Origin of the sequence: Collinsella sp. SGI.241 (genome assembly GCF_050312955.1) — a bacterium.
Taxonomy (GTDB): domain Bacteria; phylum Actinomycetota; class Coriobacteriia; order Coriobacteriales; family Coriobacteriaceae; genus Collinsella.
Genome location: NZ_JBNPKM010000003.1, coordinates 18,176 through 43,444 on the forward strand (window position 1 = coordinate 18,176; position 25,269 = coordinate 43,444).

The 25,269-nt window shown below is 59.3% G+C and carries 21 protein-coding genes and 2 tRNA genes; 10 read left to right on the forward strand and 13 right to left on the reverse strand.

What is annotated here, in order from left to right; genetic code table 11:
- Positions 1-85: 85 nt before the first annotated feature.
- Positions 86-1,021 carry a glycosyltransferase family 2 protein gene (locus ACQQ92_RS01900; RefSeq protein ID WP_427748122.1) on the reverse strand — a complete coding sequence of 312 codons (936 nt, stop codon included), beginning with the start codon at positions 1,019-1,021 and terminating at the stop codon, positions 86-88.
- Between the two features lie 161 nt (positions 1,022-1,182).
- Between ACQQ92_RS01900 and ACQQ92_RS01905 the strand changes: the two genes are divergently transcribed.
- The 3 genes from ACQQ92_RS01905 to ACQQ92_RS01915 all read left to right on the forward strand — a co-directional run bounded on the left by ACQQ92_RS01905 (position 1,183) and on the right by ACQQ92_RS01915 (position 2,938).
- On the forward strand, positions 1,183-2,028 hold the full coding sequence (locus ACQQ92_RS01905) for an ABC transporter permease (protein WP_427748120.1): 846 nt from the start codon (positions 1,183-1,185) through the stop codon (positions 2,026-2,028).
- Between the two features lie 12 nt (positions 2,029-2,040).
- Positions 2,041-2,808: an ABC transporter ATP-binding protein gene (locus tag ACQQ92_RS01910; protein ID WP_117776189.1), complete on the forward strand. Its 768-nt coding sequence runs from the start codon at positions 2,041-2,043 to the stop codon at positions 2,806-2,808.
- Between the two features lie 53 nt (positions 2,809-2,861).
- Positions 2,862-2,938 (forward strand) — tRNA-Arg (locus ACQQ92_RS01915).
- A 264-nt stretch (positions 2,939-3,202) separates the two neighbouring features.
- Here ACQQ92_RS01915 and ACQQ92_RS01920 read toward each other — a convergent pair.
- The 12 genes from ACQQ92_RS01920 to aroF all read right to left on the reverse strand — a co-directional run bounded on the left by ACQQ92_RS01920 (position 3,203) and on the right by aroF (position 16,671).
- On the reverse strand, positions 3,203-4,978 hold the full coding sequence (locus ACQQ92_RS01920; RefSeq protein ID WP_427748118.1) for a phosphotransferase: 1,776 nt from the start codon (positions 4,976-4,978) through the stop codon (positions 3,203-3,205).
- Between the two features lie 236 nt (positions 4,979-5,214).
- A complete protein-coding gene (gene glf, locus ACQQ92_RS01925; RefSeq protein WP_427795645.1) occupies positions 5,215-6,339 on the reverse strand; it encodes a UDP-galactopyranose mutase in 1,125 nt (374 codons plus the stop codon).
- 164 nt (positions 6,340-6,503) lie between these two features.
- On the reverse strand, positions 6,504-7,505 hold the full coding sequence (locus ACQQ92_RS01930; RefSeq protein WP_427795646.1) for a hypothetical protein: 1,002 nt from the start codon (positions 7,503-7,505) through the stop codon (positions 6,504-6,506).
- Positions 7,505-7,954, reverse strand: coding sequence for a DUF4869 domain-containing protein (locus ACQQ92_RS01935; protein WP_427748113.1), 450 nt, complete (start codon positions 7,952-7,954; stop codon positions 7,505-7,507). The genes ACQQ92_RS01930 and ACQQ92_RS01935 overlap by 1 nt, the downstream gene beginning before the upstream one ends.
- A gap of 129 nt (positions 7,955-8,083) precedes the next feature.
- Positions 8,084-8,521, reverse strand: a complete 438-nt coding sequence (gene aroQ / locus ACQQ92_RS01940; RefSeq protein WP_427795647.1) for a type II 3-dehydroquinate dehydratase — start codon at positions 8,519-8,521, stop codon at positions 8,084-8,086.
- A gap of 100 nt (positions 8,522-8,621) precedes the next feature.
- Positions 8,622-9,860: a shikimate kinase gene (locus ACQQ92_RS01945; protein ID WP_427795648.1), complete on the reverse strand. Its 1,239-nt coding sequence runs from the start codon at positions 9,858-9,860 to the stop codon at positions 8,622-8,624.
- Positions 9,861-11,006 carry a prephenate dehydratase gene (pheA, locus tag ACQQ92_RS01950; RefSeq protein ID WP_427795649.1) on the reverse strand — a complete coding sequence of 382 codons (1,146 nt, stop codon included), beginning with the start codon at positions 11,004-11,006 and terminating at the stop codon, positions 9,861-9,863. It abuts the gene before it with no gap.
- A gap of 169 nt (positions 11,007-11,175) precedes the next feature.
- Entirely contained in the window at positions 11,176-12,273 is a 1,098-nt protein-coding gene (aroC, locus tag ACQQ92_RS01955) for a chorismate synthase (RefSeq protein ID WP_427795650.1), read from the reverse strand.
- Position 12,274: 1 nt separating this feature from the next.
- Positions 12,275-13,594 (reverse strand): 3-phosphoshikimate 1-carboxyvinyltransferase, encoded by a 1,320-nt coding sequence (gene aroA / locus ACQQ92_RS01960; protein ID WP_427794801.1) that lies wholly within the window; start codon positions 13,592-13,594, stop codon positions 12,275-12,277.
- Positions 13,588-14,694: a 3-dehydroquinate synthase gene (gene aroB / locus ACQQ92_RS01965; RefSeq protein WP_427795651.1), complete on the reverse strand. Its 1,107-nt coding sequence runs from the start codon at positions 14,692-14,694 to the stop codon at positions 13,588-13,590. The genes aroA and aroB overlap by 7 nt, the downstream gene beginning before the upstream one ends.
- 36 nt (positions 14,695-14,730) lie before the next feature.
- Positions 14,731-15,645 (reverse strand): prephenate dehydrogenase, encoded by a 915-nt coding sequence (locus ACQQ92_RS01970; protein ID WP_427795652.1) that lies wholly within the window; start codon positions 15,643-15,645, stop codon positions 14,731-14,733.
- Positions 15,646-15,648: 3 nt separating this feature from the next.
- Positions 15,649-16,671: a 3-deoxy-7-phosphoheptulonate synthase gene (gene aroF / locus ACQQ92_RS01975; protein WP_427795653.1), complete on the reverse strand. Its 1,023-nt coding sequence runs from the start codon at positions 16,669-16,671 to the stop codon at positions 15,649-15,651.
- Between the two features lie 203 nt (positions 16,672-16,874).
- Here aroF and ACQQ92_RS01980 point away from each other — a divergent pair.
- The 7 genes from ACQQ92_RS01980 (at position 16,875) to mreC (ending at position 25,258) form a co-directional block, all read left to right on the forward strand.
- Positions 16,875-16,951 (forward strand) — tRNA-Arg (locus ACQQ92_RS01980).
- A gap of 75 nt (positions 16,952-17,026) precedes the next feature.
- Positions 17,027-19,744 (forward strand): HAD-IC family P-type ATPase, encoded by a 2,718-nt coding sequence (locus ACQQ92_RS01985; protein WP_427795654.1) that lies wholly within the window; start codon positions 17,027-17,029, stop codon positions 19,742-19,744.
- Between the two features lie 215 nt (positions 19,745-19,959).
- Entirely contained in the window at positions 19,960-21,114 is a 1,155-nt protein-coding gene (locus ACQQ92_RS01990) for a zinc ribbon domain-containing protein (protein ID WP_427795655.1), read from the forward strand.
- A gap of 105 nt (positions 21,115-21,219) precedes the next feature.
- Positions 21,220-21,762, forward strand: coding sequence for a peptidylprolyl isomerase (locus ACQQ92_RS01995; RefSeq protein ID WP_154516178.1), 543 nt, complete (start codon positions 21,220-21,222; stop codon positions 21,760-21,762).
- Positions 21,763-21,774: 12 nt separating this feature from the next.
- Positions 21,775-23,079, forward strand: coding sequence for a tetratricopeptide repeat protein (locus ACQQ92_RS02000; protein ID WP_427726917.1), 1,305 nt, complete (start codon positions 21,775-21,777; stop codon positions 23,077-23,079).
- 127 nt (positions 23,080-23,206) lie between these two features.
- Positions 23,207-24,238, forward strand: a complete 1,032-nt coding sequence (locus tag ACQQ92_RS02005; protein WP_006236061.1) for a rod shape-determining protein — start codon at positions 23,207-23,209, stop codon at positions 24,236-24,238.
- Positions 24,239-24,316: 78 nt separating this feature from the next.
- The gene (gene mreC / locus ACQQ92_RS02010; RefSeq protein WP_427794828.1) at positions 24,317-25,258 is read left to right on the forward strand and encodes a rod shape-determining protein MreC; all 942 of its coding nucleotides are present in this window, start codon (positions 24,317-24,319) and stop codon (positions 25,256-25,258) included.
- The last annotated feature ends 11 nt before the right edge of the window (positions 25,259-25,269 follow it).

The following is a 25,269-nucleotide window of genomic DNA, read 5'->3' on the forward strand; positions in this document are numbered from 1 at the left end:
GTGGAGCCCGGCTCCCATTAAGCGGTGGATAGCATGATTAAATGCTAAATAAAATTTGTATACCGCCCTTTAATTTGTGGCATCGCTAGTGACTGCATTCTGTTTTGCTATACACCTGCAGTTCCCATTGTTTTTTCTCAACTTTTGCTACGGAGTCGAGGATGAGGCCGGTTGCCAGGCTCAGCCCGCACAGAAACATGAATGAGGCCGCGAGCATGGCTGTGGGGAAGCGGGGGACTAAGCCGGTTTGGAAGTACTCCGCAACAATTGGGATTCCGAGAGTGAGACCTATGACGGCAAAGATGAATGCAATAAGACTAAAGAACTTGAGTGGCCGGTAATCCTTAAAAAGCGTTCCAATCATTGCGATAACTTTAATACCGTCACCTACTGTGTTGAGCTTGGACTCGGAGCCTGCGGGCCTATCTCGATACTCTACTGGTACGTCTTGAATGCGCCAGCGGTGATCGACGGCATGGATGGAGAGCTCGGTTTCAATTTGGAAGCCCTCGCTCAAAACGGGGAAGGTCTTGACGAAGGGTTTGCTCATGGCTCGGTAGCCGGTCATCACGTCGTCAAAGCTGTAGCCGTAAATCCACTTGATCATAGCGCGAACAAGATTGTTTCCGAACCCGTGAAATGCTCTTTTGTTCTCTTCTGCATAGGTGCCATTAGAGAGACGGTCTCCGACGGTCATGTCTGCCTCGCCATTAAGGATGGGCTCACAGAGCGATTTGGCGGCTTCGGCGGGGTACGTGTCGTCTCCATCAACCATCAAGTAGCACTCGGCGTCGATATCGCGAAACATTTGGCGGCAGACGTTGCCTTTGCCCTGTCTTGGTTCATGTCGCACTGTAGCCCCGTGCTGCTTGGCTATCTGTGCCGTATTGTCGGCAGAATTGTTGTCGTAAACGTATACTGTTGCGTCTGGCAATTCGCGGTGAAAGTCATCGACAACTTTGCCGATCGTTAATGCTTCGTTGTAGCAAGGGATAATGACGGCGATATTCGAATAGTCCATATAGGACCTCCTTTAATGACTCAACTGGTCGAAAGTATAACCATCAACTATCCCTTTGATTAGATATGGGTTAGTTCTCCAGATTTGTTGCGGTGAGTTATCGTCTGCGCGGGAGGGCTATACTTTCCACTGTTATGTTTTGCGAGACAAGGAGATGGTCCGTGGCTGACAATCTTGAGAGTCAGAAAGCGGTGGCTAAACCGGCCTCTCACGCTAAAAATGATTATGAGAAGGACAAATTTATCCTCAGGCAGTTGGTTACCAAGGATTTTAAGATTAAGTATCGTCGCAGCGTTTTGGGCGTAGCTTGGTCCGTTCTTAATCCTTTGTTGATGATGATTGTCATGTCGATCGTGTTTTCGACTATCTTTGCTCAAGGTCGTAATGGCTCCATCACGCCTGAGATGTATCCGCTTTATTTGATCGTTGGTAACGTGACGTTTTCCGTCATGTCCGAGTCGACGAACCAAGCGCTTATGTCCATCATTTGGGCTTCCTCACTGCTAAAGAAGGTCAAGGTGCATCGCTGGGTATTCCCGGTGCAGAAGGTATTGTTTTCGCTTGTTAACTTCGCTTTCTCTCTGGTCGCCGTCGCCTTGGTCATGCTCTGGTTCCATGTAGTTCCTACTTGGCATTTAATCCTGTTGCCGGTTTGTCTCCTTTTGCTCATGTGTTTCTGCATGGGTTTGGGTTTGATGCTTTCGGCGTTGGCAGTCTTCTTCCGCGATGTTATGCATCTGTGGAGTGTTGTCATTACTGCCTGGATGTATCTGACGCCGATTTTCTGGACGACTGACTTCATTGGCAAGATGGCTCACTGGATTCAGGTTCTGGTGGTTGTGAATCCCATGTACAACTATCTGCAGTTTATGCGCGATATCTTCCTGTTTAATACCATGCCTTCTGCGCTTACGTTTGGTCTGTGCGTTGCTTGGGCTGTTTTTACTCTTGCCATTGGCTATACCGTGTTCCACAAGACCGAGCACAAGTTTATTCTCTACATCTAAGGAGTGCTGTTCATGACTGAATCTGCTATTGATTACAGCAAGCAGCCCCTTGCTGTCGAGGTTAAAGACGTCACCATGATCTTTAACATGGCGTCTGAGTCGCTTACGAATCTCAAGGAGTACTTCATTAAACTCGCTAAGCACGAGCTGTTCTTTGAGGAGTTCCGGGCGCTTAAGCACATTTCGTTTGATGTGCATCGCGGCGAGGTTGTTGGCCTTGTTGGTACTAACGGCTCCGGTAAGTCTACGATGCTCAAGATTATCGCTGGCGTTTTGGAGCCCAGCGAGGGTGAGGTCAAGGTCCACGGCAATATCGCGCCACTGATTGAGCTTGGTGCTGGCTTTGACCCGGAGCTTACCGCGCGTGAGAATATCTATCTGAACGGTGCGCTGCTCGGCTATACCAAGGAGTTTATCGACGCTAGCTTTGACGAGATTATCGAGTTCGCTGAGCTCAAAGACTTCGTTGACATGCCGCTGAAGAACTTCTCTTCGGGTATGGTCGCGCGTATCGCCTTTGCTATCGCCACGATTACCGAGCCCGATATCCTTATCGTCGATGAGACGCTTTCTGTTGGCGATGTCTTTTTCCAGCAGAAGTGCGAGCGCCGCATTCAGCACTTTATTGAGAGCGGCGACGTCACGGTTCTGTTCGTTTCTCACTCCATGGAGCAGGTTGAGCGCATTTGCCAGCGTGCCGTATGGATCGAGAAGGGCGATCTACGCATGGATGGCCCCGTGGATGAGGTTTGCAAGGCGTACCACGACCAGTTCAAGTAGGCTATAATTTATTAGCCGCGTGAACTTGCACTCGCTTGGATACGCGACTTTATGCTCCATTAGCTCAGTTGGATAGAGCAGGGGACTTCTAATCCCAAGGTCGACGGTTCGAATCCGCCATGGAGCACCAAAAGAGTTTTTGAAGACCCGGTTATCATGCCGGGTCTTTGCTTTATAAGCGTTCAGCCGTGACATTGTTTAACGCGGACTGTAAGGCATGGGGATGACTTGCAGCCTTATTTCGATAATGGTTGCATGCTTGGTTATGGGGCTTATACGATAATAAGTGTGTTCGCTTCCTTTTCGGTACCCCTTGCTATGGCGGTCGTCGCCGCTGATGATGCCGCCTTGATTTTGCTCCTCTTAAACATGTGATGGGGAGACAATCCGCTGCTTACCCGCTGCACTCCTTGTAGAGCTCGAGCGCCTTCTTAAGGTAAGTTTTGGCATAACGGTAGTAGATATGGGACCACTCGCCAACGTTATCGCCTTCTGCCTCTTTAAGCAGTGCCCATGTGTACCAGCACCAGCCCGCCATGCCCACCTGGCCCAGGTTGTGACGCCATTCCGCATCGGTTGGCTTGCGGCTGAAGTAATGCTCTAGTGCCCTGCGCATTTTCTTCTCGGTTAACTGTTCACAAACACAGAATGTTCCAAAATCGTTAGCATAGTCGCTCATACCGGCGTATTCCCAGTCAATGAGATCGACATGGCCGTCGCCGCTTACGAGGAAGTTGAGACTAAAGAAATCATTGTGGCAGAGGACCGGATCGCCGCCGTCGGCAATGAGCATCCTGTTCAGTTCGGCTGCCTGCGTATCCATCTCGGACAAATCCGGCACATCGATGGGCCCGTGTTTTAGAATGGCACGTTCGTAGCCCCTTCCTTCTTCATAGAAGCTAAAATAGCGATTAACTTTTGCACCGCTCTCGTGAAGCCTGCGGGCCATTTGCATGGCTTGGGCCAATTGGGCGTCGTCGTGAACGTCGAGGTTTCTGCAATTCGTCACAAATCGTGACACCTTCCAGCCGCGGCGGGGATTCGCAAAAACAAAGGTGGAGTCAAGGCCGAGCGTGCATGCGGTTTCGAGTGCGGTTTTTTCGGCTTTGCGGTCTACAAGGAGCTCGGTTCCTACGCCGGGGTGGCGGTAGACCCACTCGCCGTCATCGGTCGTAAAGTGGCAGCTGAGGTTCGTAAGTCCCTGTTTGAGCGGATAGACGTCACGAATTTCTGATTTATCGCATCCCAAGACGGCAACGATGTTGTCGAAAATCTCGGAATCAAGGTTTTCGAGGAAAAGAGGGTCGAAGTTGCGCAGCTCGTCGAGTGAGTCGAACTCGTGGATGGTGGGCGGATCGTACCTGCGGATTTGCATGTCAAGCTCGTCGATATGATCGGCATAGAGATCTTCCCAGAGCTTGTTGCGGGTTTGGGGGAGGTCGTATTCTTCCTCAAGAATTTCTCGAAAACGAGTTGAGAACTCTCGATCGAAATAAGCGTGGCCAATCATGTACCATGCATCGGACCCGCCGACCCTAACTTTGGTGATGCGGTCGTGGGTGTCGGTTTCCAGACACCATTCAGGTGTCTGGCCCTGGTTGAACTCGGCTGAGTAGTAGGCCTTCCAGGCATGGTCTGTGAAAGGGTTCTTCTCGAAATAGTTATCCGAGGAGCAGATGTACGTATTGCCCAACATCTCACGCACGAGCATAATCGAGGAATTGTTATTGCGCTCAGCGTAGGCGCAATTCACGATGATTTTAACGCCATATTTGTCCTCGAGGTAGTAGAAGGACTCCTTCTTGTATCCCACAACGACGACGATGTCGAAAATCCCGGCTTCGTGTAGCTGTTCAATTTGGCGCTCGATCAGGACTTCGCCACGAACTTTAAGAAGCCCCTTGGGGCGCTCGTAGGAGATGGGGGCGAAGCGACTGGAGAGGCCTGCCGCAAGGATAACGGCATTGTCCACGGCGTAGGGTTTTAGTGCGGTCATGCCCTTAGGCGTGAGGCGGGCTTCCTTGATGAGGCCGGCTTCTGAGAGGTCTATTACGGCGGCATTTGCCGCTGTAAGCCCAATCTCGCACTCGCCCGCAAGTTGTTGTTGCGTAATGCCGGGGCGTCTGCTCAGGGCATAGAGGACGTTAAACTGTTTATGCGTAAGCTGCATTAATGGTTCCTTTGCGTTCGGTTTTGTCAAATGCTATCGCAAACCTGAACAGCCGAAGGCATTACTTTCCGTTTTACTATCCATTGGAGGGTTCGAGCAAATGTCATTTGTTCGAACCCTCCAATACGTGAGTGGGGGAGACTTTTATCAAAAAGGCGTTATGGACTGTTACGTGCAACTCTTAAACCAAATGTCGTCTAGCATTCAGGGTGGCCGGCGATGATTAATGCTTAACCCTACGCCTCCGTGGGCTCCACGCCCAGCTCGTTGCGGACGAGCTCGAAGGCCGCGGCGATGGCCTTGTCCATGTCGTAGTACTTGTAGCCGCCCAGGCGACCGGCGAAGATCACGTCGCCCTCCTGCGCCGCCAGCTCCTCGTACTGCTTGTAGAGGGCCTCGTTCTTGGCGTCGTTGATGGGGTAGTAGGGCTCGTCGCCGGGTTTCCAGTCGGCCGGGTATTCGCGCGTGACGACGGTCTTGGCCTGCGTGCCGAACTCGAAGTGCTTGTGCTCGATGATGCGCGTGTAGGGGATCTCGCGCTCGGTGTAGTTGACCACGGCCACGCCCTGGTGGTCCTGCTCGTCGAGTGTCTCGGTCTCGAAGCGCAGGCTGCGGTACTCGAGCGTGCCCAGCTTGAAGTCGTAGAACGCGTCGATGGGGCCGCAGTAGATCGTCTTGGCGGCGATGTCGGGCTGGGCGGCGGCCAGCTCCTTGTACTCCACGCCGCAGCGCACCTCGACGCCCTCGAGCATGTTGGCGACCATCTTGGTGTAGCCGCCCATGGGGATGCCCTGGTAGCGGTCGTTGAAGTAGTTGTTGTCGTAGGTGAAGCGGCAGGGGAGGCGCTTGATGATGCTCGCGGGCAGGTCCTTGCAGTCGCGGCCCCACTGCTTCTCGGTGTAGCCCTTCACGAGCGTCTCGAAGATGTCGCGGCCGACGAGCGACAGCGCCTGCTCCTCGAGGTTTGCCGGCTCGCCGATGTTCTCGGCGGCCACCTGCTCGGCGATCTTGGCCTTGGCGTCGGCCGGCGTGACGACGCCCGGCCACATCTTGGCGAAGGTGTTCATGTTGAAGGGCATGTTGTACATGCTGCCGCGGAAGTTGGCGACCGGCGAGTTGACGTAGTTGTTGAACTCGGCGAAGTGGTTGACGTAGTCCCAGACGTCCCTCATGGAGGTGTGGAAGATGTGCGCGCCGTAGCGGTGGACCTGGATGCCCTCGACGTCCTCGGTGTAGACGTTGCCGGCGATATGGTCGCGGCGGTCGATGACCAGGACCGACTTGCCAGCGCGCTTGGCGGCATTGGCAAAGACGGCGCCCGAGAGGCCGGCACCGACGACGAGGTAATCGTACTGGGACATGGATGTGCTCCTTTGTATGTAATCAAACAGTTACTTAAGATTTGGGACAAATAAACCTGATAATTCCGTTCCACGGATTAGTGTAGCAGGCGTGTTGTAGGCGTTCTTTCTGCAGCTTTAGCTCATGTGCATAGCCTCGGTTTCTAGATGATTTAAAGAATCTGCTAATTCGTCCTCAAACACTCCGGTAAGACTTTCGATACGGCATTCATCGCCTGCGGCTTCAGGTACTGCTCATTGAGCTTTGCTTTTCTGTAGGCATAGCGAGTGTCTGTCGAGTACTTGATCAATACGTCGGTGAAGAATCGCTCCCAACTTAGGTACTTGCGGCTTTCGATATAGCTCGAAGGGTCCTTGAGGATTTTTGGAATGTCGTTGTTGGGGATGAGGCCGGATTGCAGAAGCGTCCACTCAAATGATTCCGGGAGGAACAAGCGAACGTTCTTGTAAACGCGCTGTCCCAGCACCTTTTCGATGTAGGGGCCAAACGCTGCGCCGTCTCCAATGGCAAGAACGTTTTGCTCAGGGCATTCGTGAATCGTTCGTTTTAGGTTTGCTACGCCGGTAGCGGTGTAGCAGGGGATTCCCAGTCGGTTGCAAAGGGCGCTGTAGAATTGATAACCAGACTTGCTATCCTCGACAATTACGGCATCGGGATTGTCGAAACCTACGTTAAGGTCCTGATACAGCATACTTGCCGTGTGGTCATATAGCGGCTTGGTCACCGAGTAGAAGCGCCTGTCGCTCTTGCGGCCATTGATCGTCTTGCTTGTGGTGTTGACCAGTTTTAGGATCTCGTCGACGCTGTAGGGGAGCTCGTTGGCGTCGCGACGAGATATCAGAACAAAATAGTTGGACGAGCCGTTGACGGCTTTGGCGAAGTCCTTTGAGTAGATAAACTCGTTACCCTCATCTAGAAAGACGATTGAATCTTCGATGATCGACAGCTCGCGCTCCCAGCGTCTGCCAGAAAGCGTTTCGCAAGGTACGTCGCAGCTGAGTGCAACGCCGCTTTCCGGTCCTCGGTCGTTGTAGTCGCGAATCATCGAGATGAGCGTCGTTTTGCCCGTGCCGCTGTTGCCGCGTATGAAGGAAATATTTCGTTTAAACGTGAGCGTGTATTTGACCTTTGCACGCTCTACGACAACGGTGTGCGTTCCCCTCATTACTCATCAACATCCAAAAAGTCATTCGTGGCACCGACAAACTCCTGCATGTTCCTGACGATGCGGCCATCGTTTTCAATGCGGATTTCAAAGTTCTTCCAGGGGAATTTCATGATGTGGTAAAGGGTCACCAGCACATCCTGTTCTTTGCCGATCTTGAGTAGCCAGCGGGCACAGTTGTCTCCGCAGGTGGATGCGTTAAACACCATATTTGGGAGATTGCGCACCAGCAGCAGCGTCTTAACGCCGCCGGACAGTTCGAGTGGAGTGATTGAGCCCAGCTGCTTGCTTACGATGTTGTGGGGACCGATGAGCTCTGATCCGTCCACGCGTTTAATAATCTGTGCGGCCATGGGGTCTTCGAACCATGAGTCCAAGTATGAGTTCCTAAAATAGGTTTCGGTATCGTAGATGGAACCGGGGTAATCCCCCAGGTGAATGCTCAGCATGTGGGTCTCCAGACGTAGTGTGACTGCAACGATTATATGCCAGTAATAAAATGCCGGCAGCAGCGAGGTCGCTACTGCCGGCGCTGGCTTTATTAGCGCGTAGTCGTGTTGATGGATTTGCTCGCGACGCTACTTTTCGAGATGCTCCTTCAGCAGCTCCAGCGCGTGAGCGTAGCCCTGCAGGCCCTCGCCGGTGATGGTGGCGAAGCAAGCCAGGCGCGCATAGCTTACCTGGCGGAAGTCCTCGCGTGTTTCGACGGCGCTGATGTGGACTTCCACTGCGGGGATGGCGACGGCTTTGAGGGCGTCGAGAATCGCCACGCTGGTGTGCGTGTAGGCTGCCGGGTTGATGACGATGCCGTCGACCTCGCAGTAGGCCTCTTGGATCTTGTCGACGATGCTGCCCTCGTGGTTGGACTGGAAGACCTCGACCTCGTCAAAGCCCTGCGCGGCGCCTGCCTCCTGGCAGATCTGGACCAAGCGGTCGTAGTTGTCGCTGCCGTAGATACCCGGCTCGCGAATGCCGAGCATGTTGAGGTTGGGTCCGTTGATGACGAGTGCTTTCATGGTTGCTTCCTTTGCGGTCTGGTTGGTGGCGGGGCTTGCTGTCTGTGGCGTTTGCCCAGATAAAACCTGCCAAAATAAACCTGTCCCTTTTTGGCAGGTTTTAGAGGGTGTCGAGGAGGGCCTGGGCGGTGCTGGCGGCGCAGTCGCGTGAGTCGATGATGTGGTCGGCCCAGGCGCGGTAGCGCGGCATGCGCTGCTCGGCGAGCTTTTCGATGCCATCGCGGGCAGTGATGGGGCGTCCCTTGTAGGCGAGTTCGTCGAGCTTGCGGTTGAGCATCACAATCTGGCTATTCTGGTGCAGCAGCGGGTAGTTCTCGTCACGCGTGACCACGCCGCCGCCGGTGGAGAGCACCAGGCCACTGCGCTTGGAGATGTCGGCCAGCGCCGCCGTCTCCTGCTCGCGGAAGGCCGCCTCGCCGCGCTCGACGATAAAGTCGGCACAGGGCATGCCCAGACGCTCCTCGAGCGCGCGGTCCAAGTCGATGTGCTCGCGGCCCGTGAGCTGGGCGATCTGCTCGCCCACGCGGGTCTTGCCCGAGCCCGGCATGCCGATCAGCGCGATGTTCTGCTTGCGGCGGGACAGGCGCTCCGTCACATCCAGGATGCGCTCGCGCGGGGTGACTTGGCCGGTGTAGCGCTCAACAGCCTGTGCCGCTTGGGCCACGAGCATCAGCAGGCCGCCGATGCAGGGGATGCCGCGGCGCTCGGCCTCGAGCATGAGTCCCGTGCGGGCGGGGTTGTAGACAATGTCGATGACGCCTTCGAGCGCATCGAGCCCTTCGAGCGTGCAAGGCGCGTCGGGGCAGTGGGGGAACATGCCAGCAGGCGTGCAGTTGACGAGCAGCGTCGCGTCGGACTGCTGTGCGATGTTGTCGTAGTTGACTTCACTCGTGCGGCCGACAGGCACAACGACGGCGCCCAGGTCACCGAGCACCATGCTTGCTGTGGTGCCGGCACCACCGGTGGCGCCGAGCACGAGGACCTTCTTGCCGGCAACCTCTACGCCCAACTCCTCGACTAGACACTGAAACCCAAAGTAGTCGGTGTTGTCGCCGCGCAGGCGGCCGTCGGGTAGGCGCGTGATGGTGTTGACGTTGCCCATGCGCTCGGCCAGGGGACTCAGTTCGTCCAGGTATTCCATGACGGCTCGCTTGTAGGGGATGGTCACGTTGGTGCCTTCCCACTCGTCGCCCGTCATAAAGGGTTCGAGGTCCTCGGGCTCGCGCTCAAAGCGCACATACTCCAGCCCTGCGAGCTCCTTGTAGATGGTCGGGGTGTAGCTGTGGCCCAGCACGCGGCCCAGCACGCCGTAGGGGCGGGTTGCAGCGGTTTCGGTCATCTAGAGCACCTCCGTGTAGCTGCCAAAGTAGGTGAAACTCTCGCACACGTCGTCAATCGAGTCGAGCAGGTCGTCGAGGGCCTTGCTGCCAAAGGGGCAGTCCAGGTCAAAGTAGAACATAAACTCAAAGTCGTGCCCGGGGATGGGGCGGCTCTCGAGCTTGATGAGGTTGATGTTGAGCGCGTAGAAGCGCTCGAGCACGCGGTAGAGGGCACCCGGCTCATTGGCCGTGGTGATCATGAGCGAGGTACGGTTGGCACCGGGATAGACGCGCGGCTCGCGGCTGATGACGACAAAGCGTGTGTAGTTATTGTCCGAGTCCTGGATATTGGGCTCCAGCACCTCGAGGCCATACAGCGCGGCGCAGCTGCGCGAGGCGATGGCGGCGACGTCGGTGCGATCGGAGTTGGCGACCATCTCGGCCGACATAGCAGTGTTGGGGTACTTGGTGGCGTGCAGACTGTGGGCCTCGATAAAGCCGGCGCACTGGGCGATGGCCTGGCCATGGCTGTAGACCTCGCGCACGTCGGCGAGCTTGGTGCCGGGTTTGACGAGCAGGTTGTGATCGATCTTGAGGCGCAGCGAGCGCACGATATAGAAGTCGAACTGTGCGAGAAGATCGTAGACGGCGTTGACCGAGCCCGCGGTTGAGTTTTCGATGGGCAGCACGCCAAACTCGCAAAAGCCGTCGCGCACGGCGTGCATGACACCCTCAAAGGTCTCGAAGAACGCAATGTCGGGCACGTCGAAGAGCTTGCACGCGGCGATTTGGCTGTAGGCGCCTTCCACGCCCTGGCAGGCGACGGAGGCCGTTTGAGGGAAGGGCGTATCGAAGGCTACGGCCGTGGCGTGGGCTTTTTGCGACACCGTGATGCCCTTGAGCTCGTTGATGTAGCGCTGCTGCTCGGCCTTGCTCATGCTCATGAGAAGGCGGAACAGGGTAATGGTCTGGGCCTCGTAGCGCTCGGGTGCTCGGCTGGCAAGGTTGTTGAGTTTGGAGCGCTCGCGGGCGGGGTCAAAGACGGCCTTGCCCATCTCGATCTTTGATTTGGCGACCTCGGTGGCAATATCCATGCGCTCGATAAAGCTATTGAGGAGCGTGGTATCAATGCCGTCGATGGCCTGGCGAATATCGGCAAGGTCCATGGAGACCCCTTTCGTGAATTGTTGCCTGGGGTAGTTAATTTGGGACGGGGCTTTTTTAGCTACCCTTTGACTGGCGGCGAATCGATGGGTGCCGGGGCAAATACTCACTGGCATATGGGGGTAGCTAAAAAAGCCCCGTCCCAAATTAGCTACCCTCGGGGTGGGTGGGCTAAAGTTGGGCGGCGTCCTCCAGGAGGGCGTCCCAGATGGCGAGCGCCGCGGCTGCCTCGGCTACGGGGACGGCGCGCGGGACAATGCAGGGATCGTGGCGGCCGTGGACCGAGAGCTCCGCATTTTCCATGACATCAATGTCCACGGTCTGCTGTTCGCGGCCAATGGAGGGCGTCGGCTTTACGGCCATCCGCCACATGACGGGCGCGCCGGTGGAAATGCCGCCCAGGATGCCGCCGGCGTTGTTGGACTCGACCGCAATCTCGCCGGTCTCGGCATCAACGCGATACGGATCGTTGTTCTCGCTGCCGCGCATGGCGGCCACGGCAAAGCCCATACCAAACTCCACGCCCTTTACGGCGGGAATGCCAAACGCGATCTGCGCGATGCGGTTCTCGATACCGTCGAACATGGGGTCGCCGATGCCCGCGGGAAGGCCGTAGATGCCGCACTCCACGATGCCGCCGATGCTATCGAGCTCATCGCGTGCGGCGAGAATTTCCTCGCGCATGCGGCCGGCAGCTGCCGCGTCGATGCACGGTAGGTCGTTCGAAAGGATCGCCTTGCGGTCGGCCTCGCGATAGACCATGTCGTCCATGGGCAGGTCGGATATGCCGCCGATCTGCGCCACGTGCGCCATCACCTGAATGCCGCGGGCCTCGAGCGCCTGCAGCGCAATGCCGCCGGCGATGCACAAGGGTGCCGTCAGGCGGCCGGAGAAATGTCCGCCGCCGGCGACATCGTGCATGTTGTGGTACTTCACGCGCGCGGGGTAGTCCGCATGGCCCGGACGGGGCTTGCGGCGCAACTCGGAGTAGTCCTTGGAGCGCGTGTTGGTGTTCTCGATAATCGCGGCTATGGGCGCGCCGGTGGTGTGCCCATCGACCACGCCGGCAATGATGTGCGCGGCGTCGGCCTCGCGGCGCTTGGTCGCGGTCTCGTCGCGACCGGGGGCGCGACGGTCCAAAAAGGCCTGCAACGCCTCCTGGTCAACGGCGATACCTGCCGGAATGCCGTCGAGCGAGCAGCCGATGGCGGGGGAGTGCGACTGGCCGAAGATGCTTAAGTGCAAAACGTTGCCAAAGGTCGAGGACATGCTACTCCTCCTCGAGCGTGACCTTGCCGCCCAGCAGGCGGTAGTGGTCGAAGAAATCGGGATAGGACTTGTTGACGGCCTCGGCGCCGTGGATCACAACTTCGCCGGTAGCACGGCTCGCGGCGATGGCGGCCATCATGGCGATACGATGGTCGTTGTGCGAATCGACCTCGCCGCCGGTAAAGGCATCGACACCCTTGATGATGAGGTCGTCGCCGGCAATGCGCACCTGCGCGCCCAGCGCGGTGAGCTCGCGGGTGGTAGTGGCCAAGCGATCGGATTCCTTGATGCGCAGGCGGGCACAATCGCGGATGAACGTGCGGCCTTGTGCCAGCGAGGCCACGGCCGAGATAACGGGTACCAGGTCGGGAATGTCGTGGGCGCTCATCTCAAAGCCGGCGAGCTTGTCGGACTGCACGGTGGCGGCGTTGGTGGAGCGCACGATGCGGGCACCAAAGCGCGAAAGCGCGGCGAGCACGTTGCGGTCGCCCTGCGCGGAGCTCAGTGATACGCCTTCCACAGTGATGGGATCGGAGCCGATGGCGCCGGCACACAGCCAAAAGGCGGCGTTGGACCAGTCGCCCTCGACAGCCACGTTGCCAGGCGTGCGGTACGAGCCGCTGCTCACGCGGAAGTTCGTGACCTCGGGCTTGCCATTCTTGGCGGGGATACGCTCGACGTTGACCTCGACGCCAAACGCCTTCATGGCCTGGATGGTCAGGTTGATATAGGGGCGACTCTCGATAAGGCCGGTCACCTGCACACAGGAGGGCTGGGCCAGCAGCGGGGCCGCCAGCAGCAAGCCGGAAATGTACTGCGAGCTCACGTTGCCAGGCAGGATAAATGTGCCCGGGCGCATGCGGCCGCTCGTCTTGAGCGGAAAGCCGCCCAGGCCCTGCAGGTCGCAGCCGGCGGCGATGATCTCGTCGGAGAGCGGGGAGAGCGGGCGGGCGCCCAGACGGCCCTGGCCCACAAAGGTTGCCTCTGCCCCCAGCGCGCAGGCGACGGGCAGCATAAAGCGGAGCGTGGAGCCGCTCTCGCCGCAGTCGAGCGTGCCGCCGGCAAGTGCCTTGAGCAGGCCGAACTCAATACTCTTCATAGTGGGATGGACTTGGAAGCCATCCTCGACGGTCTCGATGCGGGCGCCGAGCGCCGTGAGGCAGCGCACCGTGGCCTCGATATCGGCGCAGGTGGTGTTGCAGGTCACATGCGTCTCACCGTTGGCAAGGGCGGCGCAGATGATCAGGCGGTGCGCCATCGACTTGGATGCGATGGCGGGGACGGTGCCCTTGAGTGGGGACGGAGTGATGCGGGCTAGCATGCGGAGGCGTCTCCCTTCTGGCCGAGGCCCTCGGCAATTAAATCATGAAAGGCGGAAAGCGGCGTGCGGTCGATGCTGCAGCGGCCAATGTCGTGCGGAATTACCAGGTCGATGGTGTCACCGGCGCGTTTTTTGTCGTGCAGCGCCTCGGCAAAGACGGCGTCGGCCGAAAGCTCGCAGCGGGTCTTGAGACCGTGGCGGGCGCAGAGCTCCTCAATACGTGCGGGCAGCGCGGCGTCGCAGATGCCATGAAGCGCTGCGGCGCGCGTGATGATGCCCATGCCGATCGACACGCAGTTGCCATGTCCCAGCTCAAAGTGCTCGCAGGCCTCGACAGCGTGTCCGGCACTGTGCCCAAAGTTGAGGAGCTTGCGCTGGTTGGTCTCGCGCTCATCGGCGACAACCACGGCGCGCTTGATGTCGATATTGCGGGCGATGATGAGCGCCACGCGGGCCACGTCGCGGTTGAGGAGCTCCAGCGTGAGCGGGGTCTTCTCCAACTCGGTGAAAAGCTCGGGGTCGGCGATCACGGCGTGTTTGACGACCTCTCCGCAGCCGTCGGCAAACTGCTCGGGCGTGAGGGTGGCGAGACACCCCACGTCGGCAATAACCACACTCGGCTGCCAAAAGGCGCCGGCCAGGTTTTTGCCGGCAGCTAGGTCGATGGCCGTCTTGCCGCCCACCGACGAATCAACCATGGCGAGCAGGCTCGTGGGGATCTGCACAAACTTGCAGCCGCGCATGTAGGTGGCGGCCACAAAGCCAGCCACGTCGCCTACAACGCCGCCGCCGAGTGCCACGATCACGTCGGAGCGCGAGAGCTCGTGCTCGGCCACAAACTCCAAGATGTTGATGTAGGTCTCGGCGCGCTTGTGGGCCTCGCCGGCCTCGAAGGTGCAGACACTCACCGTATAGCCCGCAGCCTCCAGGCTCTGCTTAACGGGCATTTGGTAGAGCGGGCCCACGTTGGTGTCCGTCACGATGACGGCTTTGGTACCGCCGGCGGTGGCGCGGACGAGCGGGCCCGCCTGCTCCAGCAAAAACGTGCCGACGTGCACCTGGTAGGGGCGTGCGGTGTCGATATCGATGGTAATCGCCATAAGCTTTGGTCCTTTCGACCTGGCGTGATAGGTGGTCTAGTGGGCGGCCTCGTCGTCGAGCGCGCGCTTAATGCGGTCGCCCTCGGCAAGGAGATTCTCAAGATAACGCTGGTCGCGGTCCTTGAGCGCGCGGCTGTATGCGCTAAGCGAGTCGATCAGATGGTCGATCTCGAAGGCGAGCGCGTCGGCGTCGTCAATCATGAGCTCGGACCACATTTGCGGGTTGAGGTGCGCCACGCGGGTAAGGTCGCGGTAGCTACCGGCCGAAAAACCGTGGTGAACCTGGGCGGTCGGGCTTTTGACGTAGGCGTTTGAGACGACGTGCGCGAGCTGGCTCGTAAAGGCGATCACGCGGTCGTGTTCGGCGGCGGTGGTCACGCTGAACTTGCCAAACCCTAAGGGGCGCACCATCTCTCGCACCTGGCCTAAAAGCTCCAGTTTGAGCGCATCGTCCACTGCAGGCGGCACGAGCACGAGTGGCGCGCCCTGGAACAGGTCGGCACGGGAGTGAGCGTAGCCCGAGTACTGGGTGCCCGCCATGGGGTGCGCGCCCACAAAGTAAAACCCGTACTCGCGGGCGAGTTCGAAGGCACGCTCGCACACGATGCCCTTCACGCCCACGGTGTCAATCACCACGGGCCCCATGATGGCCTCGGTATCGGTGGCGTCGGCGAGCGCTTGGGCGTGCGTCTCGAGCCACTCGATGCAGGCCTCGGGGTAACAGGCCAGCACGATGATGTCGCACTCGCCGAGCGTCTCGTCGTTGAGCTCGCCGGCGACGGTGCCCATGCTGGCGGCCGTCATGACGTCATCGTCGGGGTCCCAGGCCAGCACGCGGACGTCCGCCTGCGCATAGCCGCGGGCAAAGCTGCCGCCGATGAGGCCCAGGCCCACAACGCCGGCGCATTTGGGGCCGCCCTGGTTAACGCGTGCGTTTCTTACCGTACCCATGGGCTACTCCATGGTCTCTTGGCAGACGACCTCGCGGATGGCGTGGATGCGGCGCATGGTGTCGTCAAACTGGTCGGGGGTGAGGGCCTGGGCGCCGTCGGACCATGCGCGGCTGGGCTCGTCGTGGACCTCGATCTCCAGGCCATTGGCGCCGCAGGCGGTCGCCGCGAGCGCCATGGGTTCAACGTAGCGGGTGTAGCCGGTCGCATGGCTGGGGTCGGCCACGACGGGCAGGTGCGACAGGTGGTGCAGCACCGGCACGGCGTTGAGGTCGAAGGTGTTACGGGTGCGGGTCTCGAAGGTGCGAATGCCGCGCTCGCACAGGATAACGTTGTCGTTGCCCTCGCTCATGATGTACTCGGCAGCCATGAGCAGCTCGTCGACGGTGCCGGACATGCCGCGCTTGAGCAGGACCGGGGTCTGGGTCTTGCCGACCTCCTTGAGCAGGGGGAAGTTCTGCGCGTTGCGGGCGCCAATCTGCATGACGTCAATCTTCTTATCCAAGAAGACCTGCACATCGCGCGGGTCCATGATCTCGGTGACGATCGGCATGTCGAGCTCGGCCGAGGCCTCGCATAGCAGGTCCAGGCCGGCGGGGCCCATGCCCTGGTAGGCGTAAGGGGAGGTGCGGGGCTTGTAGGCACCGCCTCGCAGCATCGTGGCGCCGGCGGCCTTTACGCGGCGTGCGATGCGAATGAGGTTTTCGCCCTCGACGGAGCAGGGTCCGGCGATGACCTGGAACTGGTCGCCGCCGATCTTGATGCCGTGGCCGCAGTCGATGACGGAGTCCTCGGGGTGAAACTTGCGGTTGGCACGCTTGAACGGCTCGGAGACGCGCTGCACGCGCTCGACGACGTCCATGGACTCGAGCAGGAACGGGTCGATCTTGGTCGTATCGCCCACCAGGCCGATGATGGTCTCGTTCTCGCCGCGCGACACGTCGGTTTTGAGACCCTTCTTCTCAATCCAGCTGACGATGTGGCCGATGGCCTCATCGCTGGCGCTCTGCTTTAAAATTGCAATCATGGTGTGCCTCTCACCTCGATGGATAACCCTTGCAAAAACGGCCCGCAGTGCGAGCCGTATCATATGGTGCATGAGAGTTTATACTAATTATTTCACTTTTGCGTCCTAAAGTGAGCCGTTGCGCTTCGTCTCCCACGTAATTGCAGAGCTTTTTCTATTATGTTGTTAGCTCGTGGCGCACTTGGGTATAATGCCAACCGTTGGCCCTATTAGCTCAGGGGATTAGAGCGTCTGCCTCCGGAGCAGAAGGCCGTTGGTTCGAATCCAACATGGGGCACCATAGGGAGCAAGGCCGTCCGAACCTCGTATGGTCCGGGCGGTTTTCTTATACCGATGCGACGTGATGGGACGTGGTATGGCAACGACGGATATCGAGCGCGGACTTTCGACCGCCGAGGTCGAGGAGCGCATTGCCGCCGGCAAGATCAACCGCAACATGGAGCTCAAGACCAAATCGGTTCGTGAGCTTATCATCGAAAATCTCTGCACGCTGTTCAATCTGATCAACGTGATTTTAGCGATTTTGGTCATTATGACCGGATCGTTTAAGAACCTGACGTTCCTGTTCGTGGTGTTCCTCAATACCGCCATTGGCGTCATCCAGTCCATGCGCTCCAAAAAGATGGTCGACAAGCTCACGCTCCTCACTTCTAAGAAGGCCATCGCGGTGCGCGACGGCGCCGAGGTGGAGCTCGACTTGGACCAGATCGTGCTCGACGACATCATTCGTCTGGGGCGCGGGGACCAGATACCTGCCGACGCCGTGGTGGTATCGGGCGAGGCGCTCGTTAACGAAAGTCTGCTGACGGGCGAGAGCGACCTCATCAAAAAGCAGCCTGGCTCCGAGCTCATGAGCGGCAGCTTTATCGACTCGGGCCTGTTGCGTGCCCGCGTGGTCCATGTTGGTGCGGATAACTATGTGGCCAAGATCAACAACGAGGCCAAGTACGTCAAAAAGGTCAATTCCGAGATCATGAACGCGCTCAACGCCATCGTGCGTTTTGCGAGCGTCATTATGATTCCGCTCGGTCTGGCCTTGTTTGCCTCGAGTGTAAGTGGGCTGTGGGACGCCGCGGGCACGCCGGGCGATAGCGCGCTTTCGTGGTGCTTTTCCGAGCTGCTGGCCGGTCGCGTGCCTTCGTCGGCGCTGCTGTCCACGGTGGGCGCTCTTTTGGGCATGATTCCGCAGGGCCTGGTGCTGCTGACCTCGTCGGTGCTTGCCATCGCCACGGTGCGCCTGGCGCGCCGCAAGGTACTCGCCCAGCAGCTCTACTGCATCGAGACGCTCGCGCGCGTCGACGTGCTGTGCCTGGACAAGACGGGCACTATCACGTCGGGTCGCATGGAGGTCGAGGGCACCTATCCGTTGCCCGTTGAGGGTGTGGGCTTGGCCCCGGACGAGGCACCTGTCCCCGTCGATACTACCGTGCTCGATTTTGCGCTTGCCAATGTCGCGCGCGCGACCTCGGCCGATGCCAATGAGACCTGTCAGGCGCTGCTCAACTATTACGCCGACCGCCCGGTCGAGGTGTCCGAGCCGCTGTCGGTCATTCCGTTTTCGTCCTCCAAAAAGTGGAGCGGCGCCTCGTTTGCACAGGGCTCCTATGTGATGGGTGCGGCGCAATTTGTGCTTTCGGAGCGTATCTTTGCGCAGGTCGAAAATCGTGTGGCCGAGCTTGCCGACACCTGCCGCGTACTTGTGGTGGCCCGTGTGGACGGCTTTACGCCCGATGGCGATATGGTGGGCGAGGCCGAGCCCGTGGGCTTTGTGACCATTCGCGATGAGATTCGCACTTCGGCCGCCGAGACCATCGGCTACTTTAACGAGCAGGGCGTGACCCTCAACGTGATCAGTGGCGACGACCCGCGCACGGTGTCGTCGATCGCACGCGTGGTGGGCGTGCCGGGGGCGGACGCTTATGTGGACGCCACGACGCTCGATACGCCGTCCAAGATTGATGCGGCGGTGGACCGCTATCACGTCTTTGGCCGCGTGACCCCGCAGCAGAAGCGCGAGCTCGTGCAGGCGCTCAAGCGTCGTGGCCATACCGTTGCCATGACGGGCGACGGCGTCAACGATGTGCTGGCACTCAAGGAGGCGGACTGCTCCGTGGCCATGGCCGCCGGTTCCGACGCCGCACGCAACGTGGCCGAGATCGTGCTGGTCGATAACGACTTTGCCTCGATGCCCGCCGTGGTGGCCGAGGGCCGTCGCTCCATCAACAACCTGCAGCGTTCGGCCGCGCTGTTCCTGACCAAGACGCTGTTCTCGATGGGCCTGGCGGCACTGTGCATCGCGCTGCCGCCGTATCCCTTTGAGCCAATCCAGATGACGCTCATCAACTTCTTCTGCATCGGCGCGCCGGGCTTTGTGCTGGGCCTTGAGCCCAACAATGCCCGCGTGAAGGGGTCGTTCTTAACCAACGTACTCAAGCGTGCGTTGCCGGCATCGGTTGCAGTCATTTTGGCCGCGGCGCTCGATATCTTTGTGGCGCGCGTGTTTGGCTTTAGCCAGCTCACGCTGTCGACGATGTGCCTTCTCACGTCGTGCGCAGCAAGCGTGAGCCTGATCTGGCGTATCTCGCAGCCGCTCACACCCTTGCGTGTGGTGCTCTTTGTATTTGTCGTCGTCGGCATCTTGGCGGGCGTTATCGGATTCCCCGAGCTGCTGTCCATCGCCAACTTGTCGATGGGCGAGGCAATTATCCTTCTGGTGATTGTGGTCTTTACTTGCGGCGTGTTCTTTAAACTCGCCACGATGATGGATTCGCTGAAGCCGCGTCGCCGTCATGCCGCCACTGGCTTTGGCCGCGGCGTGCGCGTTCGCTTGGGCCGCGGTGGCGGCAAGGTGAGCTCGACGGGCTCGACGGCCGAGCGTTTTGCCAAGCGCCTCGCCGCCGACATGGCGCAGCGTCGCGAGGAGCGTACGACCCGTGAGGCCGAGGCCCGAGCGCTCGAGGGCGTGGAAAAGACCCAGCCCAAGAAAAAGAAGGGCGCGGGCGTCAAGCGCTCGCGCGTGACCAAGTCCGCCCAGGGCATTAAGGTCTCGATGCCGAGCAAAAAGAAGAAGTAACCGCACCTCACAGGGTAGCTAATTTGGGACGGGGCTTTTTTAGCTACCCGGCTGATGACGCGATCTATTTGGCCGATTGGCGGCCAGGGCAGCTAAAAAAGCCCCGTCCCAAATTAGCTACCCTGCGATGTTGAATTGGTGCCCTGTGCCTTTAGGGGCGTAGCGATGTTATGCTCTAACCTCGATGGTTCGAATGATTCCGAAAAGAGGATGCCGTGATTTGCCCGCATTGTCTCAAGACCATAGAGGACGGCTCCTCGTTCTGCCCCTATTGCAATACCTATGTTGGCCCGGGCGATGGCCCCGAGCACACCGAGTTTGTGTTCTGCGAAGGCTGCGGTGCCCGTCTGTCGCCTCATGACCGTACCTGTTCCAAGTGCGGGCGCCCTGCCCCGGGCATTCTATCCGAGGATGCGGCAGCATCCGACCTGGCTGCTGGGCGCACGGCTGGTTTTCCCCGCCTGACGCAGGAGCAGATCGATACCGAGGTACCCCATGCGCCGGCCTCTGCCGCCGCGGTACTTTCCGATGCCGCCGATCCCAATGAGACCTGCGTGCTGCCGGCTTTCGACAGGGATTTTGGCATTCCCAAGGTCGATATCCCGCTGCCGGTGTCCCTTCGTGACGACGCTCAGTTCAAAAATCAAAAACCCAAGCGCAAGGTGCATCCGGACGAGGATGCCTACCACAAGCACAAGCGCCGTATTCCCAAGCCGCTCATCGTCATCGCGTTGCTCGCTGCCGTGTGCGGCAGTGCCTATTGGTTTGTGACGTCGGATCCCATGGGCGTTATGCCGGGCTTTTACGACCAGTTTGGCCAGGCCGCCAAGACGACGTTCCCCTCGCGCCAGAAGGGCGAGGCTACCGAGGAAGAGACCAAGTCCGACGATACCGCCGAGGTGGTCCAGGAGGAAACCGTCCTTTCCGACGACCAGCTCTATACCAAGCTCGACGGTCTGTATCGGACGATCGTGTCGTATGGCGACGATGATCAGATCGGCGAGGTTGTCGACTCGTTTAACAGCGGGTACCTGCGCACGCCGCTCTCCACGCGTCAGGAGCTGTCGCAGAGCGCTTATGCCCTGCGCGACCAGATCAAAAAGACCCAAGACGAGCTCAACAACCTTAAGGTGCAAGATGATACCGTCTACGCAGAGGATATCGAGCACCTCAAACAGCTTGCCGAGTGGATGTACGAGCGCGTCGACATGATCTGCCAGAGCTGGGATATCTCGCTGTCCATTCCCGATGGCGAGTCGCTGAGCGCCCGCCAGAGTGAAATCTTGGCGCCCATCGCACAGGGCGGTAACAGCGCCCTTAACCAGTACGATGCCAATGTGAGCGCCTGGAAGCCGCAGCCGCGTTCGTAATTTGTTGCCCTCCGACGGCATAACCTGCGTGCGCAATTGATGGAAGCCCGTGCTTATTGCTACAATTCGTACAAATATGCTTTAAACGCACGAGGAAGGAACCACATGTTTGGTTTTAAGAAAGAGCTTTATACGCCCGAGTACCAGCTCGCTGGTGACGAGTGTGCGATCATCGAGACGTCGAAGGGTACGATCAAGGTCAAATTTGACGGCGAGGGCGCTCCCATCCATGTGGCGAACTTCTGCGAGCTTTCCACCATGGGCTTTTATGACGGCCTTAAGTTTCACCGCTATGTGCCCGGCTTTGTGATCCAGGGCGGCGACCCCAATACCCGCGATATGTCCGGCGCTGACGTCGCCGCCGGCCTTGAGGGCCCCGACGGTATGCCCGGCACCGGTGGCCCCGGCTACTGCATCAAGGGAGAGTTTGCCACCAACCCGCGCAACAGCCATGTGGACGGTGCGCTTGCCATGGCACGTTCCATGGATCCCGATTCCGCGGGCTCCCAGTTCTACTTCTGCCTGGGAGCCCAGCACAATCTGGATTCCGGTTACACCGTCTTTGGCACCACGGTCGAGGGCCTCGACGTGATTTCGCAGCTGCGTGCCGGCGACGAGATCGTCCATGTCGAGATCGTTCACGAGTAAAAGGGGACTTCCTTGAATAGCCAGCTGATTCAACAGGGTCGAGCCGCTTATCGTGCGGGCGACTTTTCTGCAGCCGCTCAGATGCTCGGTGCGGCAAAGACCCCCAGCGAGATCATGGGCGAGGCCGACCATCTGCGTGGCAACGCTCTGATGCACCTGGGTATGTATGCCGAGGCTGCCGAGGCGTACGCGGCTGCCCTCAACGACGGCACCTATGGAAAGCGCGGCGCGCTGCTCACCAACCGCGGCAAGGCGCTCGCTGCCGTGGGTGACTATGTGACCGCAGCCCAGGCGTTCTCCGCCGCAACGCAGGATGCTTCCTATGCCACGCCGTTTAAGGCCTATCTGGGTCTTGGCAACGCGCTGTTCCAGTCGGGCGATTTCGCCAATGCAGGCACTGCCTTCCGCCAGGCCGCCATCGATGGCGCCAATCCAGCCCCCGCGGCCGCCCTTGGCGAACTCGGCCGCTGCTTCATCAAACTTGGCCGACCGGCGGACGCCGTGGAGACCTATCGCACGGCCATCGACTTTGCCGGTCCGCGCGATGACACGCGTGCGCTTAACGCGGGTATGGGCGAGGCGCTTTCTGCCGCGGGTCGTCCTTCCGAGGCGCTCGATGCCTTTAATGCCGCCACCGCCGACGGCATCTATCAGCTCACGCCCGAGCAGGCCGATGAGCTTGCCCGCGTGCACGATTCACTTGCCGCGCTTTCGGCCCAGACCGCCATGGCCACGGCCCCGGCGCCCGCCATGGATACGACTGCTGTCGATTCGCTCGATCCCACGGGTGCCACTGGCCAGTTTATGCCCGATCCGTCCGACACGGGCTTCTTTACGCTGTCCGAGTCCGAGATGGTCCAGCAGGATCGTCAGGACCGCAAGCAGGCCAAGGTCCGTCGTCGCCATCGCCATACGGGCCTCAAGGTCTTCCTGGTTTTGCTTCTGCTGATTGTTCTTGCCGCGGGCGGTTTGGGCTTTGCCTACACGCGCGGCATGGGTATCCCCTCGCAGGAGTCCGTCATCACCGATCTGTTCCAGGCTGCCGGCGACGGTGATACCGCCAAGGCCGAGTCCTGCCTGGCCTCCAGCCTGTCCGAGGACGCCAAGGCGATGATTATCTCCTCGATCCCGCAGGGCGCCACCGTCTCCATCGAGGGCATGGATCAGTCCATGACCGAGACCACCGCGAAGGTGAAAGCTTCGCTGTCCAAGGGCGGCGAGCAGGAATATACCGTCAAATTCGTGCGCTCCGACAACCATATCGGCTGGGCGGTGTCTTCGCTCGACATCGATTTCTCGGCCGCTGACAACCAGTAGTGACCTTATGAGATTTGGCGCTGCCCGGTGCTTCACCGCAAGTGAGGTGCCGGGCTTGCGCTAGTATGATGAGCTAGTAGTTTTCCAGCAATCATCCAACACATCAGGAGTTGCGTTGTTTTCTTTGATGGACATGTTCTTCGGTAGCTATGCGGGCGATCTAGCCATCGACCTCGGCACCGCCAATACGCTTGTCTCCGTGCGCGGCAAGGGCATCGTCATTCGCGAGCCTTCCGTCGTCGCCATCGACAAAAACGATGAGCGCATTCTTGCAGTCGGTATCGAGGCCAAGCGTATGCTTGGCCGTACGCCCGGCAACATTGTGGCCGTGCGTCCTCTTAAGGATGGCGTCATCGCCGACTTCGATGTCACCGAGGCCATGCTTCGCTACTTTATCGATAAGGCTTCCGAGAAGCGCTATCCGTGGACCCCTCGTCCGCGCGTCGTCGTATGCGTTCCCTCTGGTGTCACGTCGGTCGAGAAGCGCGCCGTGTTCGAGGCTACGATTCAGGCTGGCGCTCGCCAGGCCTATCTGATCGAGGAGCCCATGGCCGCGGCTATCGGTGCTGACTTGCCTGTCGAGGAGCCGACCGGCTCCATGGTCATCGATATCGGTGGCGGCACCACCGAGGTTGCCGTTATCGCTATGGGCGGTATCGTCGTGTCGCAGTCTATCCGCATTGCCGGCGACGAGTTCGATCAGGCTATCCTCACGCATGTTCGCGATGCCTACAATTTGGCCATCGGCGAGCGCACGGCCGAGGACATTAAGATTAAGGTCGGCTCTGCCGTGCCACTCAAGGACGAGCTTGACGTCGAGGTCAATGGCCGCGACGTGATCACGGGCCTGCCCAAGACCGTGCGCATCGAGAGCGAGGAGATTCGTCGTGCGCTCAATAAGCCGCTCGACGAGATGGCCAAGGCCGTCAAGGACGCACTCGACGCCACGCCGCCCGATCTTGCCTCGGATCTTATGTACTACGGCATTCTGTTGACCGGCGGCGGTGCGCTGCTGCGCGGCCTCGACGTCCGCCTGCGCGACGAGACAGGCGTTTCGGTCAACGTGAGCCCCACGGCGCTCGACAACGTCGTAAACGGTTGCGCCCGCGTGCTCGAGGCCAACGCGTTTGACGGCGGTTTCGTCCAGACCAATGCTTAATTTCCAAAAGGTGGATTCCATTTGGCACGATCTTCGGGTTTCTCTTCAAATCTGAATACCAAACGACAATCAACGGGTATGCGCCCGTTGATTGTTTTCAGCCTGATTTCTGTGTTGCTGCTCACGTTTTACATTCGAGAGGGCGAGGCCGGGCCGATACATGCCGTGCGTTCGGGCGTCACGACAATCACCTCTCCGGTGCGTTTCGTTGGCTCGGCGGTGGCGGCGCCATTCAATGCCATCGGCAACGTGTTCTCCAACCTCACCGCTTCGCAGGAGTCGCTCGACGACCTTAAAAAGCAAAACGAGGTTCTCACTTCCAAGGTCGCGGAGCTTTCCGAGGCCCAAAAGACCGCTGAGCGCCTTGAGGGTCTTGTGGGCCTGCAGTCGACCTATAACCTCAAGTCCACTGCGGCTCGTATTGTCGGAGCCTCGGGTGACGCCTGGACGTCGACCGTCACCATCGATAAAGGTTCTGCCGACGGGCTTACCATCAACATGCCCGTGACGAGCTCGGCCGGCGTCATCGGCCAGATTATCGAGGTTTCGGCCAAGACATCGACCGTGCGCCTGATTGGCGACGAGAACTCTGGTGTGTCCGCCATGGTGCAGGACACGCGCGCACAAGGCATGCTACAGGGCCAGCCCGATGGCACGCTGCGTCTCGAGTACGTGAGCGTCGACTCCGATGTTAAGGTTGGCGATATCATCGTGACCTCGGGCATCGGTGGCGTGTTCCCCAAGGGACTGCCGCTCGGCACCGTGTCTTCGGTCGAGAAGTCGGCTAACGACGTGTACTACACCATTGTGGTGCGTGCGCAGACCACGGCCGAAAATAACGAGGAAGTGCTCGTCATTACCTCGCTCACCGACGAGCAGTCGGCTTCGGACGATGATGTGAGCTCGGCCAATAGTGCCCCGCAGGGCACGTCGCGCGATGCTGCGACTCAGTCTAAGGACGAGAAATCGGATGATGATTCCGACACGGCCGAAGCGTCCGATTCTGGATCGAGCGAATAGGGAGGCATGTC